Consider the following 25916-nt stretch of genomic DNA (forward strand, 5'->3'; position numbering starts at 1 on the left):
ATGGCCGGCATCACGGCACTATTGGGAGGATTTCATGGATCGCAGGACCGTATTGAAGGGACTGGCCGGCGCGGGCGGTCTGGCATTGAGCGGCCTCTCGGCCCCTGCGATCGCACAAGGCGCCTCCGCGCGCACCCTGCGCTTCGTGCCGCAAGCAAATCTCGCCAATTTCGACCCGATCTGGGGCACGCAATATGTCGTGCGCAATGCCGCCGCGCTGGTCTGGGATACGCTCTACGGCGTCGATTCCGCGCTGCAGCCGCAGCGGCAGATGGTCGAGTCCGAGGAAGTGACCGACGACGGCACCACCTGGACGTTCAAATTGCGGCCGGGGCTCAAATTCCACGACGGCGAGCCGGTGCTGAGCAAGGACGTCGTTGCGAGTCTCACTCGCTGGGCGGCACGCGATCCGATGGGGCTGATGCTCAAGGCGCTGCAGCAGGAACTCACCGCTGTCGACGACCGCACCTTCAAATGGGTGCTGAAGCAGCCGTTCCCGAAGATGCTCTACGCGCTTGGCAAGAACAATTCGCCTTGCGCCTTCATCATGCCGGAGCGCATTGCGCAGACCGACCCGTTCAAGCAGATCGGCGATTATGTCGGCTCGGGGCCGATGAAGTTCGCCAAGGCTGAGTGGGTCCCGGGCGCCAAAGCCGTGTTCGAAAAATTCGCCGACTATGTGCCGCGGCAGGAGAAGGCATCGTGGCTCGCCGGCGGCAAGCAGATGCTGCTCGACCGCGTCGAATGGATCGTGATGCCGGATCCGGCGACCGCCGCGGCCGCGTTGCAAAACGGCGAGATCGACTGGTGGGAGAACCCCATCGCGGACCTCGTCCCGGTCCTGAAGAAGAACAAGAACATCAGCGTCGACATCGGCGATCCCCTCGGCAATGTCGGCTCGTTCCGCATGAACTTCCTGTATCCGCCCTTCAACGACGTGCGGGCGCGGCGCGCAGTGCTGATGGCGATGAGCCAGGAAGACTATATGCGTGCGCTCGTCGGCGACGACAATTCGCTGTGGAAGTCGCTGCCGGGCTTCTTCACGCCCGATACGCCGCTCTACACCGAGGCGGGCGGCGAAGTCTTGAAGGGCAAGCGCGATCTCGACGCCGCCAAGAAGCTGCTCGCGGAGAGCGGCTATTCCGGCCAACCGGTGACGTGCCTGGTGGCGCAGGATCAGCCGATCACCAAGGCGTTCGGCGATGTGACCGCCGATCTCCTGAAGAAGCTCGGCATGAATGTCGACTTCGTCGCGACCGATTGGGGCACCGTCGGCTCCCGCCGCGCGCAGAAGACACCGCCCGGGCAGGGCGGCTGGAACATGTTCCACACCTGGCATGCAGGTTCGGACTGCATCAATCCGGCGCCCTACTCCGCCATTCGCGCCAACGGCGACAAGGCGTGGTTCGGCTGGCCGAGCAGCCCCGGCACCGAGAAGGAGGTCACGTCCTGGTTCGAGGCCAAGAACCTCGACGAGGAGAAGGCCGCGGTCGCTCGCCTCAACAAGGTCGCGCTCGAGGACGTCGTCTACGCGCCGACCGGCTTCTTCCTCAGCTACACGGCCTGGCGCAAGAACGTCTCCGGCATCACGAAAGGGCCGCTGCCGTTCTTCTGGGGCGTGTCGAAATCCGCATGACCCTGCGCTGAAGCCAGATGCTCTCCTACATCCTCCGGCGTATCGCCTCGACCTTGCCCGTGATGGCGATCGTCGCGCTGTTCGTGTTCAGCCTGCTCTACATCGCGCCGGGGGATCCCGCCGTGGTGATCGCGGGCGATCAGGCAAGTCCGGAGGATGTGGAGCGCATCCGTCAGAGCCTCGGCCTCGATCGGCCCTTCCTGATCCAGTTCGGCAGCTGGGTCTGGCGCATTCTGCACGGCGATCTCGGCACCTCGATCTTCACCAATCTGCCGGTCTCGACCATGATCGGCCAGCGTCTCGGGCCGACGCTGTCGCTGATGATGGTCACGCTCCTGCTCACGATCGTGGTCGCGGTGCCGCTCGGCGTGCTGGCGGCCTGGAAGGCGGGAAGCCTGATCGACCGGGCCATCATGGCCTTTGCCGTGTTCGGCTTCTCCCTGCCGGTCTTCGTCGTCGGCTATGTCCTCGCCTACGTCTTTGCGCTGGAGCTCGAATGGCTTCCCGTGCAGGGCTATACGCCGCTCGCCCAGGGCCTCTGGCCCTGGCTGCAAAACCTGATCCTGCCGTCGATCGCACTCGGCTGTGTCTACATCGCGCTGATCGCGCGTATCACGCGCGCCACCATGCTCGAAGTGCTGCAACAGGATTATATCCGCACCGCGCGCGCCAAGGGCCTCGGGCAGGGCGGCATCCTGTTCGTCCACGCGCTGAAGAACGCGGCAGTGCCGATCGTCACGGTGATCGGGATCGGCATTGCGCTTCTGATCGGCGGCGCGGTCGTCACGGAAAGCGTGTTCGCGATTCCCGGCCTCGGCCGGCTCACGATCGACGCGATCCTGCGCCGCGATTATCCCGTCATCCAGGGCATCGTGCTGCTGTTCAGCTTCGTCTACGTCCTCGTCAATCTGATGATCGACGTCGTTTATACGCTCGTTGACCCGAGGATCCGCTATTGACCGACACGACCGTCAATCCGCAAGCGCTGCCGGCGGGCTTCGTCCTCGCGCCGCAACTGCCGGAGATTCTTCGGCCCGTCGTGATCCGGCGCGGCTTCATCGGCCTGCTGCGGGGCCATCCCACCGTCGCCATCGGTGGCACGTTGCTGCTGATACTCGTCCTGATCGCGATTTTTGCGCCTTATCTTGGCACGGTGGATCCGACCGCACTTGCGCCGGCCAAGCGCACCCGCGCGCCGTCGGCGCTTTACTGGTTTGGCTCCGACGTGCTCGGTCGCGACATCTATTCACGCGTGCTGTTCGGCGCGCGCGTCTCGCTCACGGTCGGCTTGTCCGTTGCGATCTTCGCCTCCGCGGCCGGTCTCGCCATCGGCATCGTCTCCGGCTTCATCCGCTGGGCCGACGGCATCTTGATGCGCTTCATGGACGGCCTGATGTCGATCCCGCCGATCCTGCTGGCGATCGCGCTGATGGCGCTGACACGCGGCAGCGTCGGCAACGTCATTCTGGCGATTACGGTTGCCGAAATCCCGCGGGTTTCCCGTCTTGTCCGTAGTGTGGTGCTGTCGCTGCGCGAGCAGCCTTACGTGGATGCAGCGGTAGCCTGCGGCACGCGCACACCGATGATCATCCTGCGCCACATCCTGCCGAACACGCTGGCGCCGATGCTGATCCAGGCGACTTACATTTGCGCCAGTGCGATGATCACGGAAGCGATCCTGTCCTTCATCGGCGCGGGAACGCCGCCGACCATTCCGTCCTGGGGCAACATCATGGCCGAGGGGCGGGCGCTGTGGCAGGTCAAGCCCTACATCGTGTTCTTTCCGGCGGCGTTCCTGTCGGTCACCGTGCTCGCCGTCAATCTGCTCGGCGATGGCCTTCGCGATGCGCTCGATCCGCGCATGGCCAAGAGCCTCTGATGGCGAGGGGCTGATCGCGATGGCACTGCTTGAAGTCGAAAACCTCCAGACCCACTTCCGCACGCCCAGCGGCATCAACCGCGCGGTGGAAGGCGTGTCGTTCCATGTCAACGAGGGCGAGACGCTCGCCATCGTCGGTGAGTCCGGTTGCGGCAAGTCGGTGACCTCGATGTCGCTGATGCGGCTGATCCCGGAACCGTCCGGCAGGATCGCCGGCAGCATCCGCTTCGCGGGCAAGGACCTGCTGCAAATGTCGGATCGCGAGATGCGCGCGATCCGCGGCAACGACATCTCGATGATCTTCCAGGAACCGATGACCAGCCTCAACCCGGTCCTGACCGTCGGCCGTCAGATCCGCGAAACGCTGATGATTCACCAGGGGCTGGACAAGCAGGCCGCCGAGGCACACGCGATCGAGATGCTGATTCTGGTCGGCATTCCCGAGCCGAAGCGGCGCGTGCGGGAATATCCGCATCAGCTCTCCGGCGGCATGCGCCAGCGCGTCATGATCGCCATTGCACTCGCCTGCAATCCAAAGCTTCTCATTGCCGACGAGCCGACCACAGCCCTCGACGTGACGATCCAGGCGCAGATCCTGAAATTGATGCTGGATCTCAAGCACCGGGTCGGCGCAGCGATCATCCTGATCACCCACGATCTCGGCGTGGTCGCCGACATCGCCGAGCGCGTCATGGTCATGTATGCCGGGCGCAAGGTCGAGGAGGCGCCGGTGGCGGAACTGTTCCGTTCGCCGCGTCATCCGTATACGCAAGGCCTGCTCGGCGCAGTGCCGCGGCTCGGCTCGTCGCTGACCGGCACGGCGAGACGGCTGGCGGAGATCCCCGGGCAGGTGCCTGATCTGCGCAAGCCCATCGTCGGCTGCGTCTTCGCCGGACGTTGCGCGCTCGCGACCGATCTCTGCCGGCAGTATGCGCCGGGGCTCGAAGAGAAGGGCCCACGTCACGTCGCGGCCTGCCATTATGCGGCCAAGGGAGCGGTCGCGGCATGAGTCCTCCGCTGCTCCAGGTCAACGACCTCAAGAAGCACTTCCCGGTCAAAAAAGGCCTGTTCAGCCGCAAGTCCGAATGGGTCTATGCGGTGGACGGTGTGTCGTTCGAGATCGCGCGCGGCGAGACGCTCTCGCTGGTCGGCGAGTCCGGCTGCGGCAAATCGACGGTCGGCCGTGCGATCCTGCGCCTGTTCGACATCACGGCAGGGCAGGTCATCCTCGACGGCCAGCGTATCGACGACGCTCATCCGAGCACGATGCGTCAGATGCGCCGCCGCGTGCAGGTGGTGTTCCAGGACCCGTTCTCGAGCCTCAATCCGCGCATGCGCGTGCGCGACATCCTGGCCGAGCCGATCCGCAATTTCGGCCTCGCCAAATCCGCGATCGATCTCGAGACACGCGTGGCGGCGCTGATGGACACCGTGCGCCTGCCGCGCGAGGCGCTGAACCGCAGGCCGCACGAATTCTCCGGGGGCCAGCGCCAGCGCATCGGCATCGCGCGTGCGCTCGCCGCCGAGCCCGATCTGATCGTCTGCGACGAGGCGGTGTCGGCGCTCGACGTCTCGGTAAAGGCCCAGATCGTCAATCTGCTGCAGGATCTGCAGCGCGAGTTCGGCCTGGCGCTGCTGTTCATCAGCCATGACCTCGCGATCGTCGAGCACATGACCCATCGCGTCGCGGTGATGTATCTCGGCAAGATCGTCGAGGTGGCGCCGCGCTACGAGATCTTCGCCGCGCCAAAGCATCCTTACACCAAGGCGCTGCTCTCGGCGGTGCCGCTGCCCGAGCCTGGCGCTCAGCGCAATCCCATCATCCTCAAGGGAGACGTGCCGAGTCCGATCAACCCGCCAAGCGGGTGCCGCTTCCACACCCGTTGCCCGCTCGTATTCGATCGCTGCCGGACCGAGGAGCCGACATTGCGCGCGGCTGGACCCGAGCAGTGGGTGGCCTGTCATCTCGAAGAAGGTGCGACGGTGACGAGCGGCTAGCCGTCTGGGCGGTCGCAAAGCTCTGGATCGAGGCGCAGGGGCGTCAATCGGGCGAGGATGACACTCTGCTCCTGTTTTGCCCGACGAGTCAAAAACGTTTGCGACGAAAATTCATGTGTAAAAACAACCTCATTCTACTGTGCATGGGGTTGTTTTCGCGTTTTTTGTTTTAGCCGCCTTCAACCCTGGCGGCGCAGGAAGCCCGTGATCGTGACCTTTTCCCAGATGTCGGCCGCGGCAAACGGATCGGCTTGGTTGAAAGCCTCGACCTCGCTGCGGCCGGGCGCCTCGATCAGGAACAGGCTGCCAATCATCCTCTCGCCGTCGTCGGAGACCAGCGGCCCTGACATCACGATCTTGACGCCGAAGCGCGAGGTGTCGCTCAGGAAAGCCTTGTGGGCGTCGTAATTGGCGAGCCGGATCGGCTGCGCGCCGGCGCGGTCGAGGGCGTGAATGGCGAACAGCATGATGGTCTCCGTTTATATCGCGTTTTCTTGGGACGGCCGCGGCTGCGGCCGTCCGGGCTTGTCGTGATGGCGGCGGTTGGTTACTTGCCGCCGAGCTTGCTGGCTTCTTCGAAAGTCGGGCAGCTCCGTTGCTCCAGCGGCACGTCGAACGGCTGGTAATTGTCCTTGGTGATCACGGTCGGCTTCAGCACGATCTCAGCAATGACGGGCTGGTTGCGCAAAGAGCGGATCGCCATCATGGTGCCGAGGCAGCCTTGAAAGAATCCGTTGTAATCGCCGCTCGCGAGCAGCTTGCCGGACTTGATCGCGTCGATCGCTTCCTTGGTGCCGTTGATGCCGATCACCTGCGCCTTGCGGTTGGCGCCGTCGAGGGCCTCGATCGCGCCGACCGCCATGGCGTCGTTGGCGGCGAGCACGCCGTCGATCTGCGCGTTCGACTGCATCAGATTCTCCATCACCTGGAGCGCCTGGAGCCGCTGGTAATTGCCGGGCTGCGAGGCCAGCAGTTTCGCACCGGCGTTTTCCTTCAGCGCGTAGTTGAAGCCGCGGACGCGGTCGACATTGGTCAGCGAGCCCTTGACGCCCTCGATGATGACGATGTTGCCCTTACCGCCGAGCGTCTTGAGCAGGAAGCGCGCGGTCTCGAGCCCGAGGCTGTAATCGTCGGCGCCGACGAAGGACAGGAACTTGCCGCCGGCCGAGCGATCGGTGATGTTGACGACGGGGATCTTGGCCTCGTTGATCTTCTCCACGCCCGGCACCATCGCCTTGTAGTCGACCGGCGTGAAGACGATGGCGCTAGGCTTCTTCACCACGACGTCCTCGATCTGGCTGAGCTGCTCGGGAATGCTGTCGGGCTTGGTCGGGATGTATTGCAGCGTCTTCGCGTTCAGCGTCTTCGCCATGTTGTCCGCGCCGACCCGCACCGTCTGGAAGAACGGATTGGTCTGGTTCTTGGTAAAGACGGCGATGGTCTCGCCATCGGCTCGCGCTTGCGTGGTGAGCGCGGCCGCCATCAGCAGCGGCAGCGCCAAATAACCCAGTGTCTGTTTCATGTTGCCTCCATCCCTCATTTTGCTTGTTGGTCGTTCAAGAGCTCATTGCGCGCGGCGGCGGGTCTTCATGTCGAGCCAGACCGCGAGAATGACGATGATGCCTGTCACCAGCGGCTGCCAGTTGGCGCTGACCGACAAGAGGTTCATGCCGTTCAGCACCAGCGTCAGGATCAGCGCACCGATGAAAGTGCCGAACACGGTGCCGACGCCGCCGAACAGGGAGGTGCCGCCGATCAGCACCGCGGCGATCGCGGGCAGCGTCAGGCTTTCGCCGATGTCGGCCTCGGCCGAATTGAGCCGCGACAGGAAGATGATCGAGGCGAGCCCCGCCATGGTGCCGGAGACGGCGTAGACCAGCAGCAGGCGTCGGGCGACCGGAATGCCGGAGAGCCGCGCCGCGACCGGATTGGCGCCGATCGCGTAGATCTCCTGGCCCCAGATCGTTCGCTGCGCAAACAGCGTTCCGATCCCGAGGAACACCAGCAGCAGATAGACCGGGATCGGCAGGCCGAATAGATAGCCGCTGCCGATCTGGCGGAACCCGGCCGGGAAGCCGTGAAGGGTTTCACCCGCCATGTACCAATAGGTGAGGCCGTTCAGCACCCAGAGCATGCCGTAAGTGGCGATGAAGGAGGGGATGCGCAGCGCGGTGACCATGACGCCGTTGAGGAGCCCAACGATGCCGCCGCAGGCAAGTCCGGTGAGGATGCCGAGCGCCGGCGAGCCGGTCTTGTGGATCACGGTCCCGGCGATGCAGGCGGACAGCGCGACATTGGCGCCGACGGAGAGATCGAGGCCCGCGGTCAGCACCACCAGGGTCAGGCCGGAGGCGATGAAGAAGGTCAGGCTCGCCTGCCTGAGCACATTGAGAATGTTGCCGAGGCTCAGGAAGGAATCGCTGAGCACGGCGAGCACCGCACAAATCAGCAGCGCCGCAAGCAGGCGATAGAACATTTGGATCGCGTCCTGCGACAGGAACGAGCGGGGCGGCGCGATGGCGTCTTTGCTGATGTCGGTCATGCGCGGCTCCGCAGGCCGTCAAGGAAGAGGGCAACGATGACGAGGACGCCGACGCTTGCGACCTGCACCGAGGACGGCAGCGAGATCAGGTTCAGCCCGTTGCGCAGCACGCCGACCGAGAGCACCCCGAGCAGCGTGCCGAGCAGCCAGCCATTGCCGCGCTCGAACGACGTGCCGCCGACGGCGACGGCCGCGATCGCATCGAATTCGAGACCGAGGCCCGCGGTTGGATGCCCGGAATTCATCCGCGCAGTCATCAAGAGGCCGGCGATGCCGGCCATGGCGCCGCCGATCGCATAGACCGCGATCAGCAGCTTGTTCGGTGAGAGGCCGGCGTAGCGCAGCGCCTCGCGGTTGCCGCCGAGCGCGAAGATGTAGGTGCCGAAGCGGGTGTGATAGAGCAGGCCGTGGAAGACCGCGTAGGTCACGAGTGCCATCACGATCGGCACGGGAATTCCCAAAAGCGTCGCCGAATAGATGTCGCGCACGCTGTGGGGGATGCCGACCACGCTCTGGCCGTCGCTGACGATCAGCGATAGGCCCTGCGCCATGCCGAGCGTGCCCAAGGTCGCAACGAAGGGCGGGATGCCCACGATGGCGACCAGCCAGCCATTGGCGAAGCCGAAGGCCGCGCCGACGAGGAGCCCGGCACCGAGGCCGAGCAACATCGAGTGGGTGGTGAGCGAGACGATGGCGACGCAGAGCGAGGTCAGCGTCAGCACCGCGCCCATCGACAGGTCCAGCCCCTCGGTCATGATGATCAAGGTCATCGGCAGCGCGAGCATGGTCAGGATCGTCGACTGCACCAGCACGTTGGAGAGGTTGGCGACCGACAGGAAGCCGGGCGCGATCGTGCTGAACAGCGCGATCAGCAGCACCAGCACGATGGCAACGCCGGGAACCCGTTGCAGCGGATTCGGTTGAGAGACGACCGCGGCCTCACGCATGATGCATCCCCAGTCGCACGATGTTCTCCTCGGTCAGCTCGCTACGCGCGAGATGCCCGGCGATGCGCCCTTCGCGCATCACATAGGCGCGGTCGCAGACGTGGCAGATCTCGACCTGTTCGGACGAGATCATCAGCGCGGCCGCGCCTTCCGCGACAAGGCGGTCGATCAGGGCGAAGATTTCGGCCTTGGCGCCGATGTCGATGCCCCGGGTCGGCTCGTCGAAGATGAAAAGTTTCGAGCCGGCGGCGAGCCACTTGCCGATCACGACCTTCTGCTGATTGCCGCCTGAAAGCAGGCCGACGGTCTGCCGTGCGCTAGGCGTCGCAATGCGTAGCTGACGGATCAGGCCGTCGGCAGTGCGCTGCGCACTGCGCTGGTCGAACAACCCGCTCGGGAACAGTTTTCGCAGCGCCGACACTACCAGATTGTCGCTCACCGATCGCAGCAGCGCGAGACCTTCGCTCTTGCGGCTCTCCGGGATCAGCGCAATGCCGCGGCGGGCGGCGAGGTCGGGCTCACCGGAAATGACTTTGCCGTCGAACACGATCTCGCCTGATGTCACGGGATCGGCACCGAAGATCGCGCGCGCGACTTCGCTGCGACCGGAGCCGACCAGGCCACACAGGCCGACAATCTCACCGCGGCGCACCTCGATGTTGATGTCGGCGATCCCCGTCGATGAACTCAAGGCCTTGACCTCGAGCAGCAGCTCGCCGGGCTTGTCGGCAAAATTGCGCGGGTAGGTCATGTCGACGTTGCGACCGACCATCATGCGGACGAGCTGGTCCGGCGTGACGTCAGCAGGTTTGACGCCGTCGATGCGGCGGCCGTCACGCAGCACGGTGATGCGGTCGCCGAGCGCGAACACCTCCGCCATGCGGTGCGAGATGTAGACGATCGAGACGCCGTCGGCCTTCAGCCGCGCGATCAGCGCGAACAGCAGCTCGGTCTCGCGATCGGATAGCGCCGCAGTCGGCTCGTCCATCACCAGGATGCGGGCGTTCTGGCTGATCGCCTTCGCGATCTCGACCATCTGCTGCTGCGCCACCCCCAGCTTGTCAACGATGGTGGAGGGATCGATGTCAAAGCCGATCGTGCCGAGCACGCGCGCCGCGTCGGCCAAAATCTTGCGGCGATCGATCGTGCCGGGGATGCGGCCCTTCGGCTCGCGGCCGAGAAAAATGTTCTGGGCGATATCGAGATGGGGGACGAGGGAGAATTCCTGGAAGATCACGGCAATGCCGAGCTTCTGCGCGTCCGCGGCCGAGTGGATCGCGACCGGCTCGCCTCTGTAGTAGAACTCGCCGGCATCGGCGCGATAGGCGCCGCACAGCACCTTCATCAGGCTCGACTTGCCGGCGCCGTTCTCGCCCAGCAGCATGTGGACTTCGCCGGGGAAGACGGCAAAGGAGACGTCGTCCAGCGCCTTGACGCCGGGAAACTCCTTACTGATGTCGCGCAGCTCAAGGAGCGGGACAGGTGAGGCGGGCTCGACGGCTAATGCGGCGGTGCTCATGCCTGCGCTCCGCCTGCAAAGATCTTTCCGGGGTTCATCAGTCCGTCAGGGTCGAGCGCGGTCTTGATCGACCGCATCGCATCGACGGCCTCGCCGAGCTCGTCGGTGAGATAATCGATCTTGCCGAGCCCAATGCCGTGCTCGCCGGTGCAGGTGCCGTCCATGGCAATCGCGCGGGCGACCATGCGGGCCTGCAGCGCCTTGGCGCCTTCGGCTTCCTCGGGCCTGGCCGGATCGATCAGAATCAGCATGTGGAAATTGCCGTCGCCGACATGCCCGACGATCGGCGCCGTAAAACCGTGCTCGTCCGCGTCGCGCCGGGTATCCGTGAGGCATTCCGCCAGTCGCGAGATCGGCACGCAGACGTCGGTGATCACGGCACGCGCGCCGGGGCGCAGGCCCAGGCCCGCATAGAGCGTGTTGTCGCGGGCGTGCCAGAGCCGGCTGCGATCCTCCGGTGCCTTGGACCAGGCAAAGCCGTGGCCGCCATGGTCGGCGGCGATGGCCTGTGCGGCCTCGGCCTGCTCGGCGACGGAAGTCTCGGAACCATGGAATTCAAAGAACAGCGTCGGGGCTTCGCGATAGCCGAGCTTCGCGTAGGCGTTGATGCCGCGCATCATGACGTCGTCGAGCAACTCGATACGCGCGATGGGGATCGCGGACTGGATCACGGAGATCGCGGTGTCCACGGCGTTGTGCAGGGTGTCGAAGCTGCAAACCGCGGCCGAGATCGCCTGCGGCACGGGATGCACCTTCAGCGTGATTTCGGTGATGAGTCCGAGCGTGCCCTCGGCGCCGACGAACATGCGCGTCAGGTCGTAACCGGCGGCTGACTTGCGCGCGCGTCTGGCGGTCCGGATCACGCGGCCGTCGGCCAGAACCACCTCCAGCGCCATGACGTTGTCCTTCATGGTGCCGTAGCGCACCGCCATCGTGCCGGAAGCTCGCGTGGACGTCATGCCGCCGATCGAGGCGTCGGCGCCGGGATCGATCGGAAAGAAAAGCCCAGTGCCGCGCAGCTCCGCATTGAGCTGCTTTCGGGTGATGCCGGGCTGCACGACGACGTCCATGTCGCTATCGTGCACCGTCAGCACCTTGTTCATGCGTGCGAAGTCGAAGCAGACGCCGCCCGCGACCGCGGCCGCATTGCCTTCGAGCGAGGTCCCGGCGCCGAACGGTACGATGGGCATATTCGCGCCAGCGCACAGCTTGACGATCTCCGCGACTTCCTGCGTGGTTTCAGGGAAGACGACGATGTCGGGCGGCAGGTTGCGATAATGCGACTCGCTCTGCCCATGCTGATCGAGCACGCCACGCGCGACGCTCGCGCGCGGGCCGATCATGCCTGTGAGGCGATCGGCCAATATGCTCGTGCTGACTCGCGGTCCCATTCTTACTCCCTGTCTGGCCCTGTTGTCGGACTCTTGTCTGGTCCGCCGTCGTTCAGCTTAAGCGGCTCTTGCGCTGCTAGCGACCTGCTTCAGGCCGAAATCATAGTTGAGGTGAAAATACTCGATGTCTACCATGCGACCATCGGGCGCACGGCCGGGCGGGCACTGCACAAATTCGCGGATCAGGCTGTCCTTGACGCCGAACACCACGTCGCTGTCGAGATACTGGTCGCCGGCCACGAACACATGGGTCACGAGTTGCTCGAAGCCGGGCGCCGAGATCATGAAATGCACGTGCGCCGGGCGCCAGGGATGGCGGCCCTGGACCGCCAGCATGTCCCCAACTGTGCCGTCATGTGGGATCGGATAGGCAGCCGGCTTGATCGACCAGAAATTGAAGCGGCCGTTCTGGTCGGTGTGGAAGCGCGCCCGCATCGCAAGATCGCCGATCTTGTCGAGCTGCTGCACGTCGTAATAGCCATCATCGTCGGAATGCCAGACATCCACGACGGCGCCGGCAAGCGGCCGTCCGTCGACGGTCGACACCGAGCCGGTGACGAGCATCGGATCGCCTTCCATCGGGCCGGAGATGTCAGCGCCGTTGTCTTTCTCGGGCGACGCCTGCACGAAGAACGGACCGAGCACCGTGGTTTCGGTGGCGCCTTCCGGCACGGGATGATTGATCGCGTCGACCAGCATGGAGACGCCGAGCGCGTCCGACAGCAGGATGAACTCCTGGCGCTTGTCGTCGCACATGTGGCCGGTGCGGGTCAGGAACTCGATGCCGTATTCCCATTCCTTCTGGGTCGGTCGCACCTCGCGGACGAAGGCATGAAGGTGGCGCACCAGCGCTTCGCTGACCTGCTTGATCCGCGGATCGGTCGCGCCTGCGATCCGATCCAGCACCGCGTCCGTGATCGTGTTCTCGTTGAAATTTCGCATAGGTGCCTCCGTGAATCAGAGTTTGGGCTCGCCAAGGCCGGACAGCCGCTCGAGGTGCTTGACGGTCGCGATGAAGTCGGCGTCGCCGTCGCCCTGCGCGACCAGCGAGCCATAGGTCTCGCGCACCTGGGCCGCGAGCTGAAGCGGCACGCCGACGGCGTGGCCGGCACCGAGGATCAGATCGAGATCCTTGGCCATCTGCCTGCAGGAGAAAGTCGAGTCGAAATCGCGGCTGCGCAGCGGCGCGGTCTTGTATTTCACCATCGGCGAGGCGACCGCGCTGTCGTCGAGGACTTTCAGAATGTCCTGCCAGCCGATGCCGCCCTTGCGCGCCAGCGCCAGACTCTCCGCCATCATCGCGGCCGACACCGCGATCATCAGATTGACCGCAAGCTTCGCATATCGCGCTTCCTCGCCGGGCCCAAGATAGGTCTGGGCGCGGGTGAAGGCGGCAAGCAGCGGCTTTGCGTTTTCGTAGGCGTCCTCCGGGCCCGAGACGAAGCAGCTCAGCGCGCCGGTGTGGACGATACTGGCATTGCCCGAGACCGGCGCCCGCAGGTAGAAGACACCGCGCGCCTGGGCGGCGGCGTCGACCTCTGCGGACGCCTCGACGCTCACGGTGCTGGTCTCGATCACAACAGATCCAGCCGCCATCGCGGCGATGAGGCCGGTTGGGCCGAGCAATGCGCCGCGCAAGGCAGCGTCATCGGGCAAGGACGTGACGATCGCGGCCTTGCCGTCCACGGCCTCGGCCGGTGAAGCGGCAATCGAAATGCCTTGCGTGCGAGCCTCCGCGAGCCGTGCGGCGCTCCGGTCGAACGCGGTCACCGCATAACCGGCCTTGGCGACGAGCACCGACATCGGCAAGCCCATCTTGCCGATCCCGATGAAAGCGATGTGTTTCGAAGCGTCCGTCATTGTTGTTGTCCTTGACGCCCTCAGGCGGCGTGTCCCTGTCGTTCGATGTCGTGCACCAGTCGCCGGCCGGATTGCACGAGCAGTTCCTTCTTCGCCCCCAGGCCCTCGGCCAGCAGCCGACCATTCCGCTTCTTCCACACGCCGCCGATCATCACGGCCTCGATATTGGCAAGGCTCGTCTGCATCACCACGGTGGAAACGGGATCGTGCACCGGGACGAGGTTGAGATCGGAGCAATTGATGATGACGAGGTCGGCGAGCTTGCCCGGTGTCAGCGAGCCGATCTGGTCCTCGCGGCCGAGCATGCGGGCGCCTTCCGTCGTGATCCAGCGCAGCGCCTCGCGGACGGGGATCGTGGTCGTCGCCGGAATGGTGCCGCTGGCCTTGCGCGACTCGGCGTTGTCGAGCGCCCGCTGCATCGAGAGCGCAACGCGCGCGGCGGAGAAGAGGTCGCCCGCCAGTACGGATTCCAGATCGATGCCGATGGTCGGCCGCACGCCGCGCTTGAGCAGCCGTCCGGTGATCGGAAAGCCGTGGCCCTGGATCATTTCGTTCTCCGGCGTCACCGAGAAGGAGACGCCGAGATCGACCATCCGGTCCAGCAGTTCGTCAGGCAGGTCATTGCCATGGACGATGTTGATGCCGGGGCCGACTAGACCCGCCCCGATCAGCTTCTCCCAGCCACCGGGCGTCTTCGCGGGACCACCGCCCTGATGCATGGATGCGATCAGCTTGAGCTCGTGCGCCATGCGGAAATCGTGCATGGCGACGTCGAGCGTCGAGTAATGTGGCCCCAGGATCGCAAGGCCGAGCGTGACGAGGCCGTCGCGGTCGGCGAGGGGCCCCGCCAGCAGTCGTTCGACCTCATTGCGTGGATGCGGCACTTCCGAGAAGTGCGGCTCGCCCGGTTTCGGTTCGGGCTTGGGCGAGCCGTGGAAGAAGGCCGCACGGATACCGCTCTCGATCAGGCCGCGCACGGCGGCGTCGGTATGATCGGGCGTCGGATTGTTGTGGCACCAGTCGGCCAGCGTGGTGGTGCCCTGGTTCATCTGGTTCAGCGCGCCCACCAAGGTCGCGATATAAATGTCCTCGGGCCTGAAGACCGTAGCGAGACCCGCATGCATGCGGCGGAAATATTCCAGCAGCGTCCAGTTGGCGGCATAGCCGCGTAAGCCCGTCTGCCAGGTGTGCATATGGGCGTTGATCAGGCCGGGGATGACGATGCGCCCGGTGCCGTCGACGATCTCGATCTCGGCCGCGCCGCCGACGTCGATCGATGGACGCACGTCAACGATGCGGCTGCCCTCGATCAGCACGTCGCCGCGAGGTAAATCGCCGATCGTGTCATCCATGCTGATGATGACAGCGGATTTGATGAGCGTGCGCCGCATCGAATCAAACTGCCGTTTTGATGGCGCCGGGCGGCTCGCCGGCCCAGGCGCGCGCGATCAGGTCGCGAATGGCGTTGCGATCAAGCGGGCGCGGGTTCCAGTAGGCGTTGGTGACGGCGAGATCCGCAGCCTTGTCGATGCCGCCTTCGGGCATGCCGATGTCGCGCAATGCGACCTTCGCACCCAGCCGCTTCGCGAGCTCGAAAAGTCCTTGCGGTGCATCGGCGGCGCCGATTGCGCGTGAGATCCGCGCCATCGCATCGGGCACGGCCGGCGCGTTATAGGCCAGCGCGTGCGGCAGCACGATGGTATGGGTCTCGGCATGCGGCAGGTCGAAGGTGCCGCCGAGCGTGTGGCAGAGCTTGTGATGCAGCGCCATGCCGACGGTACCAAGGCAGACGCCGCACAGCCAAGCGCCATAGAGCGCCTCGCTGCGAGCCTCGCGATCGTCGCCCTTGGCGGCGATGGCGAGCAGGGCACATGCCAACGCGCGAATGCCCTCTTCTGCCATCAGCGACGTGACAGGATTGGTGTCGCGCGCGTAGAGCGCTTCGGCCGCATGCGCGATCGCATTGATGCCCGATGTCGCGGCCAGGCTCGCCGGCAGCGTCAGGGTCAAATCGACATCGTAGATCACCGTTTCCGGCAGGATGGCGGCGTCGCGTACCGTGGTCTTCAACCCGTTCTCGGTCTGTCCAACGATCGGCGTCATCTCCGAGCCGGCATAGGTGGTGGGAATGCAGAGCTGGTTGACGCCTGTACGCAAGGCGAGCGCTTTGCCGAGCCCGGTCGTGGATCCGCCACCAAGGGAAATGACGCAGTCGGCCTCGCACGCCTTCATCGCCGCGAGCGCCCGCTCCGTGACCTCGACCGGCGTGTGCATGGTCGCGCCCGGAAAGATGCCGGCGTAGAGCGGACCGAGCGCCGCGCCCAGGCTTTTGCCTTGCGCCTCCTGCTGCGGCGTCGTCAGCACCAGCGCGCGCTTGCCACCGAGCCGCTCGACCTCGGCCTTGGCTTCAGCCAGTGTTCCGCTGCCGAACACGACGCGGCAGGGCAGGTTTTCAAAGGTGAACGTACCGATCATGCGCCGGTCTCTTTGATGGGATAATCGACCTGGAAGCGTCCGATCCGCAAGTCGCCCAGCGCCTCGCGCACGCGCAAATGTTCCGGGTGGGTGGCGTAGGCCTGGAGCGCAGCGTGGTCGGTGAATTCGGAGAACAGAACGACGTCGCAAGCGTAGTCGACATCGCTGACATCGAGTCCGACTTCGATGTGGGTGAGGCCGTCGATCCGGCCGCGTAGCCCCTCGAACAGGGTCTTGACCTTGACCCGGGCGGCGGAACGCTCCGCTGGCGTCTCGCCGCGCAGCCGCCACATCACGATGTGCCTGATCGGGCCCGACATTTCCCTGTTTCCTCGCCTGCTATCTTACTTGTGTTTGGGCCATTTTGACTTGCGGGATACGGAAATAAAGCTCAATAATCGTAAGTCTCTTTTCCTGTTTGCGAAAAAATGGACCGCCTGCTCCAGTTGGAAGTATTCGCCAAGACGGCCGAGCTCGGCAGCATGTCCAAAGCTGCCGAAGCCCTACGGATGTCGAATGCTGCCGCGAGCCGCCATCTCAGCGCTCTCGAGGAGCGCCTTGCAGTCCGGCTGATCGAGCGCAACACCCGTCGGCTGTGGTTGACTGAGGCGGGGCAGGAGCTGCTGGAGCGCTCGAGCCGGGTTTTGAGCGAGTTGGCCGAGGCCGAGGACATCGTCAGCGATCGGGCGCTGTCGCCGCAAGGCATGCTACGGGTCACGAGCTCGCTGTCCTTTGCGGTGATCTATCTGGCGCCGATGCTGCCAGCCTTCCGCGCCCGCTATCCGAAGCTCAACATGCAGATCACCACCGCCAACCGGTACTCCGATTTCATCGAGGCCGGCATCGACGTGGCGATCAGGACGCGCGAGCAGGAGCCGGATTCCAACATCATCGTCCGCCGCATCGGCCAGATGCGGCGGGTGCTCGCTGCTGCGCCGTCCTACCTCGCAAGCTGCGGCGAGCCGGAGCAGCCCGCCGATCTCGCGCGCCACAACATGCTGATCTACAATCTCGCCAACGATCCCTATTCGCTGCGCCTGCGCAAGGGCAATGGCGCGCAGACTGTTCGCATCACGTCGACGCTCGACAGCAATGACGGCCAGGTCATCCGCGGCGCCGCGCTGGCGGGGCTCGGCATCCTCATCCAGCCGCTCTATATCGTGCAAAGCGACATCGCGGCGGGCCGCCTCGTCCCCGTTCTGATGGACTGGGAGCTGCCGCTGCTGACGATGAACATCGCCTACCAGAACCGTGCCGGACTGCCTGCCAAGATCAGGGTCTTTTCCGACTTCCTGGTCACCCACATCCGCGAGCATTCGCAGCCGGGGATCTGGATCGACGCGGCGAAGTGAGCGACATTTTCGAATTCAGGCGGCTTTGTAGAAGGCACATCCATTGAAAGCCAGGACATCCGGCACCGCATGGCGGCATGCCAACATCGGTCGGCTGCTCAACAACGCGGTGCGGCGCTTCGAAGGTCGTGTGCTCGAACTGATGAGCGAGAAGGGGCATGGCGAAACGAGGATCGCGCATGTCGGCCTCACACGTAATCTCGACGTGGAGGGGACCAGACTGACGGAGCTCGCCCGCCGCGCCTCCATGAGCAAGCAGGCGATGGGCGAGCTGGTCGATCAATGCGCCGAGCTCGGCCTGGTCGATCGGATCGCCGATCCGACCGATCGGCGCGCGCGCATCGTCATGTTCACGCCGGCCGGGCGCAAATGGCTCGATGCGTTCCGCGACGCCGTCGACGTTGCCGAGCAGGAGATGCGCGCCGAGCTCGGCAAGGCCACGATGGACGCGATCCTGAAGGGACTGGCGGTCTATGGCGCGACGTTCGATACGCTCGATACGCTCGACGACGCCAAGTAGTCAGGCTACTTGACGATATCGTCAGGCGACCTTACCATGCGGAATAATGCTGGTAGGGAGAAGCGCCTTGGAAACATGTCTGACGGCCTCGGTGCTCATCGTGGGTGGGGGGCCCTGCGGCCTGATGCTCGCCAACGAGCTCGGCCGGCGCGGCGTGTCCGCGATCCTGGTCGATGAAAAGCCGGGCACAGCATTCAATCCGCAAGCCAATGCGACGCAAGCGCGCTCGATGGAGCACTATCGGCGGCTGGGTTTTGCCGACGAGATCCGACGCGAAGGTCTGCCTGCGGATTACCCGACCGACGTTGCGTATTTCACGCGCTACACCGGTTACGAGCTGGCCCGATTTCAGTTGCCGTCATCGTCACGCGCGGGCGAGCTCGTCAAGGGCATGTCGGGCTCCTGGAGCGCCGCCGAGCTGCCGCATCGGGTCTCGCAAAAATACGTCGAGGCGGTGCTGCGCCGCCACGCCGAACGGCTTCCCGGAATACGGCTCAGCTACGGTCATCGTCTGATCAGCTACGTCGAGAGCGATGACGGCGTTATCGCCGAGATCGAATGTCTCGATGACAACAGCCGTTTCAGGTCCGGGCCGACTTCCTGGTCGGAGCCGACGGGCCGCGCTCGATGGTCCGGCAATCGCTCGGGATCGTCTACGGCGGCGAAACCGGAACGCAGCGCGATTTCATGGGCGGCCGCATGCTGGCGGTCTATCTCCGTTCGCCTGGCTTCTACGCGAGCATCCCGCATGCCAAGGCGTGGATGTACAATTGCTTCAACGGCGACCGCCGCGCCTTCATGGCATCGGTGAATGGGCGCGACGAATTTGCGTTTCACACGCAGCTTCGGCCCGGCGAAGACGAGAGTGCGATCACAATCAACGAGGCCAAAGCAGCGTTCCAGCGTAAGCGGGGCTGCGAGGCCCACCAGATTGTTTGTGCGTAGACCTGTGAGCGCCGTTAGAAGAGTCATCTTCTGCAAGGGTGCTCACAATGGACGACCATTCGGACGACATAAGACGACCGTTGTCACCGCGCATAGAAGTGTACGCCGGCGGCGGCCGGAAACAGTGGCCAGATGATTTGAAGGCGCAGATTGTCGCGGACAGTCTCGAGCCGGGCGCGATCGTAACAGATGTCGCACGTCGCCATGGCTGCCGGCCCCAGCAGGTGCATGACTGGCGGCGCCGGGCGCGTTTGGGTCAACTGGTGCTGCCAGCTGCGGCGGGTGCACTGTCGTTTGTGCCGTTAGTGTCGGAATCGTCGCCATCGGCGGCTGCAGCTCCCTCCGGGGCGCCGGAAGCAGCCGTTGTGACGGTTGAGCTCCATGGGGCACGAGTTGAGGTGCGAGGGACGCCTGGACTTGCCGTGCTGAGTGATGTGTTTGTTGCGTTGCGCCGGACACGTTCATGCTGACGGCTCCCGCTAACCTCATGATTTACGTTGCGAGCCGACCTGTAGACTTCAGGAAGGGCGCGGATGGTCTGGCGCTGTTGGCGAAGGAGACGCTGGGCCACGATCCGATGAAGGGCGTGGCGGTGGTCTTCCGTGCGAAGCGCGCTGATCGGGTGAAGATCGTGGTCTGGGATGGTAGTGGCCTCGTGCTGTATTGGAAGCGGCTTGAGGGCAGCGCCTTCAAGTGGCCGCCGGTCGTTGACGGCGTCATGCGAATGAACGCCGCGCAGTTGTCCGCGCTTCTGGCCGGCATGGATTGGACACGCATGCATGCGCCTCGAATCCCGCAGCCGAAAGCGCTTGCGTAGGACATAAAATCTTCGCTGCATCGGGGCGCGAAGCATGGCAGACTCGGGCCAATGAGTGATTTGCCTGATGAACTGCCGAGCGATCCAGCCGAGTTGCGTGCCTTTGCCGCGGCTCTGCTGGATCGCTGCGCCAGGCTCGAGCGGTTGCTCAAGCTTGCAAAAGACGCGCAGTTCGGTCGATCGTCGGAAAAGCTTGACGCTGATCAGCTCCAGCTTATTCTGGAGGATATTGATCAGGCTGTCGCGGCTCTCGAAGCAGCCGAGGACCGCGCCAATCCCAAAACACGCGAGAAGAGAGCTGCCGAGCGCAGGGCCAATCGTGGCAAGCTGCCGGAGCATTTGCCGCGCATCATCGAGACCCTGATGCCCGCTGCAACCTGCTGCCCATGCTGCGCAGGCGACCTTTTTGAGATCGGTCACGATGAGAGCCAGAGGCTGGACGTCGTACCGGCGCAGTATCGCGTTATCGTCACCCGCCGCCCCAAACTGGCCTGCCGCGCCTGTCACGGCGTCGTCCTCCAGCATGCTGCTCCCGAGCGATTGATCAGGGGAGGACTGCCGACCGAGCGGCTCGTCGCGCATGTGATCGATGCCAAGTATCATTGGCATTTGCCGCTTTACCGCCAGACGCAGATGCTGGCGACGCACGGTATTGCCATCGACCGTTCCACGCTCGCCTTCTGGGTCGGCTATGCGGCCCAGGAATTGAAGCCCTTGTGGCATCGTCTGCGCCAGCTTCTGCTCGCCTCTCCGAAGCTCTGTGTCGATGAGACCCCGGCGCCGGTGCTGGATCCCGGGCGCGGCAGGACCAAAACCGGCTACTTCTGGGCGCTGTCGCGCGATGACAGGCCTTGGGCCGGGCCTGATCCGCCCGGCGTGGTCTATGCCTATGCACCAGGCCGCGGCGCCGTTCATGGCTTGCGACTGCTCGAAGGCTATCGCGGCATCATCCACTGCGACGGCTATCAGGCTTACAAGACCATGATGCGAGAGACGCGTGCGGACGCCTTGTCCGGGACGCTCGCATTCTGCTGGTCGCATCTCCGGCGCCAGTTTGTGAAGATCGAGCGCGAGGCTTCGCCGGCGCCGGCGCCGGTTGCCCGCGAGGCCCTCGAGCGCATCGCCCAGCTCTACGCGGTCGAGAAAGTCCTCCGTGGCCGATCTGACGCCGAGCGCCGCGCGGGCCGGCAGGCGCATGCCCGGCCGTTGGCTGCAGCCTTGAAGCAGTGGTTTGAGGCGAAGCTTGGTCACCTCGCGCAGAAGAGTGAGACGGCGAAAGCTTTACGCTATGCACTGCGTCATTGGGACGGCTTGACGCTCTACCTTGATGACGGGCGCATCGAAATGGACACCAACGCAGTCGAGCGTGCGATGCGGCCGATCAAGCTCAATGCCAAGAACGCCCTGTTCGCCGGGTGTGACGAGGGTGCTGAGAATTGGGCATTGCTGGCGTCGCTCATTGAGACCTGTAAGCTCAACGGCGTCAGCGCCGAGTATTGGCTTGCCGACGTTCTCGCAAAGCTCGTCAATGGCTGGCCGGCGGCACGGCTGGACGAACTGCTTCCCTGGGCATCCACCTATACGATGCATGCACAAGATCCGAGGCTTGCGGCATGAGCCTCAGCACGACCGCGGTCCGGATCAAGGTGACTCTCAAGGACGTGAAACCGGAGGTGATGCGATGCCTTGTCGTGCCGCTCACGCTGCGCCTTGATCGGCTGCATCTGACGCTTCAGGCGGCGTTTGGCTGGACGAATAGCCATCTCTTCGAGTTCTTCGCTGGTGAGGCACATTGGGGGATTCCCGACCCCGACAATGATTACGGCCACCAGCCCATGGATGCCCGTAAAGCGCGGCTTTGCGATATCGTTCGAGAGACTGGCGCCAAGACGATCCACTATCTCTATGACTTCGGCGACAGCTGGGACCATGTGATCAAGCTCGAAAAATGGTTCGACAACACCACGACGGAGGGCATGCCCTTCCTGCTCGAGGCCGCCGGTCGTTGTCCTCCGGAAGACGTCGGCGGTGCGCCAGGCTATGCCGAATACCTCGACGCCATCAGCGACCCTGCTCATCCGGAGCACGAACATATGCGCCGCTGGGGCCCAGAGCGGTTCGATCCCAACGTAATCGACCGGAAGGCCCTCGAGGCCGCCGTCGACGCGTTGTCCGACACATGGAAACCGCGGCGACGCGCCACGCGAACAAAATAGACGTCAAGCGCCATTCAAAAGGGCCGCAGAGCTACGCTTACGTTCCAGCGTGCTTGCGGCGCGCCGATCGACTGCGAAGTGCTGTCATTCGTGACCTGGACCGCCGGCCACGCGCTGGTCGCAAACGGAATGCAGCGGGGCAGAGTGTTCCTCGGCGGCGACGCGGCGCATCTGTTCACGCCGACCGGAGGCCTTGGCTACAACACCGCGATCGAGGATGCGGTCAACCTCGGCTGGAAGCTCGCAAGCGTCATCAATGGTGTGAGCCCGGCGGAGCTGCTCGACAGCTACGAGGTCGAGCGGCGTCCGGTGGCGCTGCGCAACACCGATTATGCGCGTCGCTTTGCCGACTCGCTCGGTCTGTTCGCGCCTGCGCCTGACATCGAGGACGCCACCGAGGCCGGCGACGAGGCGCGGCGGACGGCGGGCGTCTATCTCGAACAGCACGCCCGCGCGGAATTCAACATTCCCGGCGTCACCTTCGGTGGGCGCTACGACGGCTCGCCGATCATCGTCTCCGACGGCAGCCAGCCGCCGCCCGATGCCGCGAACGTCTACGTTCCGAGCGCCTGTCCCGGCGGCCGCGCCCCGCATACGTGGTTGGAGGACGGCGTCTCGCTGTACGACCTGTTCGGGTTCGAGTGGACGCTGCTCCAGTTCGGCGAGGTCATGACCTCTCATGCGTCAGTCGTCGAGACCATCCGTGCGATCGGGGTCGATGTGAAACTCGTCACGCTGCCGAAATCCCTGCGCGATCTCTATGAGGCGGATGTGGCTTTGATACGCCCCGACCAGATCGTGGCTTGGCGCGGCAGCGCGTCACAGGCTGGTACGATCGGGCGCGTCCTTGCCCGAGCACTCGGACACAACGCGAGCGACGGCGCACGGCTGGCAAGCTGATCGACTCTCGCCGTTGCATCCGACCAGCGGCTGCGGCGGCCAATAACAACAAGACAACAAAACGACAAATGACACCGGAGGAGGAAACCGTGACGACAAGAGCATTGGAGCACTACGACGACCATGCCGCCGCCGGCGCCACTGCCGAGCAGACGGCGAGCAGCCGCCGGCGTATCCTGATCGCCGGCACCATCGGCACCGCGATCGAATGGTACGACTTCTTCATCTACGGCCTGATCGCGCCGCTGGTGTTCGATCAATTGTTCTTTCCGAAGTTCGACCAGCTCACGGCGACGATTGCGGTGTTCGCGACGTTTGCCGTCGGATTTTTGGCGCGTCCGCTCGGCGGGCTTGTATTCGGCCATTTCGGTGACCGTCTCGGCCGAAAGTCCGTCTTGCTGTGTACGCTGCTCATGATGGGACTTGCGACCATGTCGATCGGGCTGTTGCCGACCTACGCCAGTGCAGGCGTGGCTGCGACCGTCGCGCTCGTGGCGTTGCGCTTCGTTCAGGGGTTTGCGCTCGGCGGCGAGTCGACCGCGGCGATCCTTATGGCGATCGAGACGGCGCCCGGGCACCGGCGCGGCTTCTCGGCCGCGGTGATCCAGGCCGCAGGACCCGTCGGTGTCGTGCTCGCCTCGTTTGCGGCGCTCACGATCGCGCGGCTGCCGGAAGCGGACCTGCTGTCATGGGGCTGGCGCGTGCCGTTCCTGATCAGCGCGGTTCTGGTCGCGCTCGGCGTCTATATGCGCCTGCGCATCGAGGAGAGCGCGACATTCCGAAAGGCGAAGGTGACGGAAGCAGCGCCTGTGGTCGAAGCGCTGCGGGAACATTGGCGGCCGATCCTCATCGTATTCTTCGCCGAGATGGCGCAGACGTCCTATTTCTATCTGACAGCCATCTTCACCATCTCCTTCGCGACCCGTCAGCTCGGCGTCCAGAAAGACGTCATCACGCAGGCCGTGCTGTTCGCCAATCTCGTCGGGCTCGTTGCGATGCCACTCATCGGAGCCTGGTCCGACCGTATCGGACGAAAGCGTCTGTTCTTGGCCGGCGTGGTGCTTGCAGCCATCTCGATGTTTGCATTCTACGGTGTGGTCGCGAGCCGCGACACGGTGCTGGTGACGGGCGCGGTGATCCTCGCCGCGGGGGTGATCCATCCGCTGATGTTCGGCAGCGAAGGAAGCTATTTTCCGGAATTGTTTCCGACCCGCATTCGCTTCACCGGCGTGTCGATCGGAAAGCAGCTCGGGACGGTGCTCGGCGGCGGCATTGCGCCGCTGGTCGCCACCAGCCTGTTTGCGCAGACGGGCTCCACCTACGCGATCACAGGATACTACGTTGCGCTCGCGCTCGCGGCGATGATTGCGCTCGGCTTTGCGCGTGAAACCGGAAAATCGCGGCTGCTCGGCTAGAGCGAGCGCCATTATCAACCCCAGGGAGGTTTTTCATGGACGTCAGTCTTCTCATCAACGGGCAGGATCAGGCCGCTTCCAGCGGCAAGGTGTTCGAGCGGCGCAATCCGCTGTCGCAGGAGGTCGCAAGCCGCGCGGCCGCCGCGACCGCTTCCGATGCCGACGCCGCGGTGGCGGCGGCCTCCGCCGCGTTTGCCGCATGGTCGGCGCTCGGCCCGAATGCGAGGCGAGCCCTGTTGCTGAAGGCCGCAGATGCGCTTGAGGCCAAGCGCCACGCCTTCGTCCGGATCATGATGGCCGAGATCGGCACGACGGAGATCTGGTCGGCCTTCAACGTCAAGCTCGCGACCGGCATGCTGCGCGAAGCGGCGTCGCTCACCACGCAGATCGCCGGCGAGGTGATCCCGTCGGACAAGCCGGGATGCCTCGCGATGTCCATTCGACAGCCCGCCGGCGTGTGCCTCGGCATCGCCCCGTGGAATGCGCCGATCATTCTCGGCGTTCGCGCCGTGGCGACGGCGCTCGCCTGCGGCAATTCCGTCGTGCTCAAGGCCTCCGAGATATGCCCGGGGACGCACCGGTTGATCGGCGAGGTCTTCAAGGACGCAGGCTTTCCGCCCGGTGTCGTAAATGTTCTGACCAACGCACCGGCCGATGCGCCCGCTCTGGTCGAGCGCCTGATCGCCAATCCGGCCGTGCGGCGGATCAATTTCACCGGCTCGACCCGCGTCGGGCGCGTCATCGCCGAGCTCGCCGGGCGCCACCTCAAACCGGTGCTGCTCGAGCTTGGCGGCAAGGCGCCTCTTGTCGTGCTCGACGATGCCGACCTCGATGCCGCCGTCGCGGCGGTCGCATTCGGCGCCTTCATCAATCAGGGCCAGGTCTGCATGTCGACCGAGCGGGTGATCGTCGACGAGGCGGTAGCGGCGTCCTTTGTCGACAAGCTCGCGAAGAAGACAGCTGCGCTTCCGGCCGGCGACCCGCGCTCCGGTCCGGTCGTCATCGGCTCGATGATCGACGAAGCGCCGGCCAAGCATGTCGTTGCACTGATCGACGACGCGATCGCCAAAGGCGCCGTCAAGCTCGCGGGCGGCGACCGGGTTGGCACGGTCGTTCCGGCCACCGTGCTCGACCGCGTGGTGCCCGGCATGCGCATCTATACCGAGGAGAGCTTTGGTCCCGTCGTCTCGGTGATCCGGGCAAGTGGCGTGGATGACGCGGTGCGGCTCGCCAACGATACCGAGTACGGCCTCTCGGCCGCCGTGTTCGGCCGCGACGTCGCGCGCGCGCTGACGGTGGCGCAGCGGATCGAAAGCGGCATCTGCCACGTCAACGGCCCGACCGTGCATGACGAGGCGCAGATGCCGTTCGGCGGCATGAAGGGATCGGGCTACGGCCGCTTCGGAGGTCAGGCCGGGATCGCCGAGTTCACCGATCTGCGCTGGATCACCATCGAGACCCAGCCGCAGCACTATCCCTTCTGACCGCGCAACAAGCGAAGCCC

24 protein-coding genes and 2 pseudogenes are annotated in these 25916 nt (G+C 64.7%); 15 read left to right on the forward strand and 11 right to left on the reverse strand.

Features of this window, described 5'->3' with window-relative positions:
- The first annotated feature begins 34 nt into the window (after positions 1–34).
- Genes IVB19_RS13065 through IVB19_RS13085 form a run of 5 tightly spaced genes read left to right on the forward strand, consistent with a single transcriptional unit; the run spans position 35 to position 5513 of the window.
- Positions 35–1636, forward strand: a complete 1602-nt coding sequence (locus tag IVB19_RS13065; protein ID WP_247821453.1) for an ABC transporter substrate-binding protein — start codon at positions 35–37, stop codon at positions 1634–1636.
- Positions 1637–1653: 17 nt separating this feature from the next.
- Complete coding sequence (locus tag IVB19_RS13070; protein ID WP_085352392.1) at positions 1654–2595, forward strand: ABC transporter permease; 942 nt, start codon at positions 1654–1656, stop codon at positions 2593–2595.
- Positions 2592–3515, forward strand: a complete 924-nt coding sequence (locus IVB19_RS13075) for an ABC transporter permease (protein WP_018458693.1) — start codon at positions 2592–2594, stop codon at positions 3513–3515. The genes IVB19_RS13070 and IVB19_RS13075 overlap by 4 nt, the downstream gene beginning before the upstream one ends.
- A 19-nt stretch (positions 3516–3534) precedes the next feature.
- Complete coding sequence (locus IVB19_RS13080; RefSeq protein WP_247404336.1) at positions 3535–4524, forward strand: ABC transporter ATP-binding protein; 990 nt, start codon at positions 3535–3537, stop codon at positions 4522–4524.
- Positions 4521–5513 (forward strand): ABC transporter ATP-binding protein, encoded by a 993-nt coding sequence (locus tag IVB19_RS13085; RefSeq protein ID WP_247404333.1) that lies wholly within the window; start codon positions 4521–4523, stop codon positions 5511–5513. Before IVB19_RS13080 ends, IVB19_RS13085 begins: the two co-directional genes overlap by 4 nt.
- Before the next feature lie 179 nt (positions 5514–5692).
- Here the strand turns inward: IVB19_RS13085 and IVB19_RS13090 are convergent, their stop codons facing one another.
- From IVB19_RS13090 to IVB19_RS13140, 11 genes are all read right to left on the reverse strand, one after another.
- Positions 5693–5980 carry a YciI family protein gene (locus tag IVB19_RS13090; RefSeq protein WP_247370743.1) on the reverse strand — a complete coding sequence of 96 codons (288 nt, stop codon included), beginning with the start codon at positions 5978–5980 and terminating at the stop codon, positions 5693–5695.
- An 80-nt stretch (positions 5981–6060) separates the two neighbouring features.
- Positions 6061–7035: a sugar ABC transporter substrate-binding protein gene (locus tag IVB19_RS13095; RefSeq protein WP_247370740.1), complete on the reverse strand. Its 975-nt coding sequence runs from the start codon at positions 7033–7035 to the stop codon at positions 6061–6063.
- A gap of 42 nt (positions 7036–7077) precedes the next feature.
- Positions 7078–8055, reverse strand: coding sequence for an ABC transporter permease (locus IVB19_RS13100; protein ID WP_204510789.1), 978 nt, complete (start codon positions 8053–8055; stop codon positions 7078–7080).
- On the reverse strand, positions 8052–9002 hold the full coding sequence (locus IVB19_RS13105; RefSeq protein WP_247370737.1) for an ABC transporter permease: 951 nt from the start codon (positions 9000–9002) through the stop codon (positions 8052–8054). The genes IVB19_RS13100 and IVB19_RS13105 overlap by 4 nt, the downstream gene beginning before the upstream one ends.
- Entirely contained in the window at positions 8995–10521 is a 1527-nt protein-coding gene (locus IVB19_RS13110; protein WP_085352395.1) for a sugar ABC transporter ATP-binding protein, read from the reverse strand. The genes IVB19_RS13105 and IVB19_RS13110 overlap by 8 nt, the downstream gene beginning before the upstream one ends.
- Positions 10518–11912 (reverse strand): FAD-linked oxidase C-terminal domain-containing protein, encoded by a 1395-nt coding sequence (locus IVB19_RS13115; RefSeq protein WP_247821454.1) that lies wholly within the window; start codon positions 11910–11912, stop codon positions 10518–10520. Before IVB19_RS13115 ends, IVB19_RS13110 begins: the two co-directional genes overlap by 4 nt.
- Before the next feature lie 57 nt (positions 11913–11969).
- Positions 11970–12854 (reverse strand): intradiol ring-cleavage dioxygenase, encoded by an 885-nt coding sequence (locus IVB19_RS13120; protein WP_085352397.1) that lies wholly within the window; start codon positions 12852–12854, stop codon positions 11970–11972.
- Positions 12855–12869: 15 nt separating this feature from the next.
- A complete protein-coding gene (locus tag IVB19_RS13125; RefSeq protein ID WP_247370734.1) occupies positions 12870–13772 on the reverse strand; it encodes an NAD(P)-dependent oxidoreductase in 903 nt (300 codons plus the stop codon).
- A gap of 20 nt (positions 13773–13792) precedes the next feature.
- A complete protein-coding gene (locus tag IVB19_RS13130; protein WP_085352399.1) occupies positions 13793–15163 on the reverse strand; it encodes an amidohydrolase family protein in 1371 nt (456 codons plus the stop codon).
- A gap of 4 nt (positions 15164–15167) precedes the next feature.
- The gene (locus tag IVB19_RS13135; RefSeq protein WP_247370732.1) at positions 15168–16247 is read right to left on the reverse strand and encodes a maleylacetate reductase; all 1080 of its coding nucleotides are present in this window, start codon (positions 16245–16247) and stop codon (positions 15168–15170) included.
- Positions 16244–16567, reverse strand: a complete 324-nt coding sequence (locus tag IVB19_RS13140) for a Dabb family protein (protein ID WP_085352401.1) — start codon at positions 16565–16567, stop codon at positions 16244–16246. The genes IVB19_RS13135 and IVB19_RS13140 overlap by 4 nt, the downstream gene beginning before the upstream one ends.
- A 108-nt stretch (positions 16568–16675) precedes the next feature.
- Here IVB19_RS13140 and IVB19_RS13145 point away from each other — a divergent pair, with 108 nt between their 5' ends.
- The 10 genes and pseudogenes from IVB19_RS13145 to IVB19_RS13190 all read left to right on the forward strand — a co-directional run bounded on the left by IVB19_RS13145 (position 16676) and on the right by IVB19_RS13190 (position 25896).
- Positions 16676–17599 (forward strand): LysR family transcriptional regulator, encoded by a 924-nt coding sequence (locus IVB19_RS13145; protein WP_018458707.1) that lies wholly within the window; start codon positions 16676–16678, stop codon positions 17597–17599.
- 43 nt (positions 17600–17642) lie between these two features.
- Positions 17643–18119: a MarR family winged helix-turn-helix transcriptional regulator gene (locus IVB19_RS13150; RefSeq protein ID WP_085352402.1), complete on the forward strand. Its 477-nt coding sequence runs from the start codon at positions 17643–17645 to the stop codon at positions 18117–18119.
- Between the two features lie 46 nt (positions 18120–18165).
- A pseudogene (locus IVB19_RS13155) lies at positions 18166–19034 on the forward strand (FAD-dependent oxidoreductase); the annotation flags it as partial.
- A 77-nt stretch (positions 19035–19111) separates the two neighbouring features.
- Positions 19112–19534, forward strand: coding sequence for an IS66-like element accessory protein TnpA (tnpA, locus tag IVB19_RS13160; RefSeq protein ID WP_247282116.1), 423 nt, complete (start codon positions 19112–19114; stop codon positions 19532–19534).
- On the forward strand, positions 19528–19881 hold the full coding sequence (tnpB, locus tag IVB19_RS13165; protein ID WP_247282115.1) for an IS66 family insertion sequence element accessory protein TnpB: 354 nt from the start codon (positions 19528–19530) through the stop codon (positions 19879–19881). Before tnpA ends, tnpB begins: the two co-directional genes overlap by 7 nt.
- A 51-nt stretch (positions 19882–19932) precedes the next feature.
- Positions 19933–21498: an IS66 family transposase gene (tnpC, locus tag IVB19_RS13170; RefSeq protein ID WP_247478075.1), complete on the forward strand. Its 1566-nt coding sequence runs from the start codon at positions 19933–19935 to the stop codon at positions 21496–21498.
- On the forward strand, positions 21495–22097 hold the full coding sequence (locus tag IVB19_RS13175) for a plasmid pRiA4b ORF-3 family protein (protein ID WP_247365006.1): 603 nt from the start codon (positions 21495–21497) through the stop codon (positions 22095–22097). The genes tnpC and IVB19_RS13175 overlap by 4 nt, the downstream gene beginning before the upstream one ends.
- A 30-nt stretch (positions 22098–22127) precedes the next feature.
- Positions 22128–22997, forward strand: a pseudogene (locus IVB19_RS13180) (FAD-dependent oxidoreductase); the annotation flags it as partial.
- 89 nt (positions 22998–23086) lie between these two features.
- Positions 23087–24412 (forward strand): MFS transporter, encoded by a 1326-nt coding sequence (locus IVB19_RS13185; RefSeq protein WP_085352450.1) that lies wholly within the window; start codon positions 23087–23089, stop codon positions 24410–24412.
- Between the two features lie 35 nt (positions 24413–24447).
- On the forward strand, positions 24448–25896 hold the full coding sequence (locus tag IVB19_RS13190; protein WP_247821455.1) for an aldehyde dehydrogenase: 1449 nt from the start codon (positions 24448–24450) through the stop codon (positions 25894–25896).
- The last annotated feature ends 20 nt before the right edge of the window (positions 25897–25916 follow it).

The organism is Bradyrhizobium sp. 187 (assembly GCF_023101005.1).
In the GTDB taxonomy this organism is placed as follows: domain Bacteria; phylum Pseudomonadota; class Alphaproteobacteria; order Rhizobiales; family Xanthobacteraceae; genus Bradyrhizobium; species Bradyrhizobium canariense_D.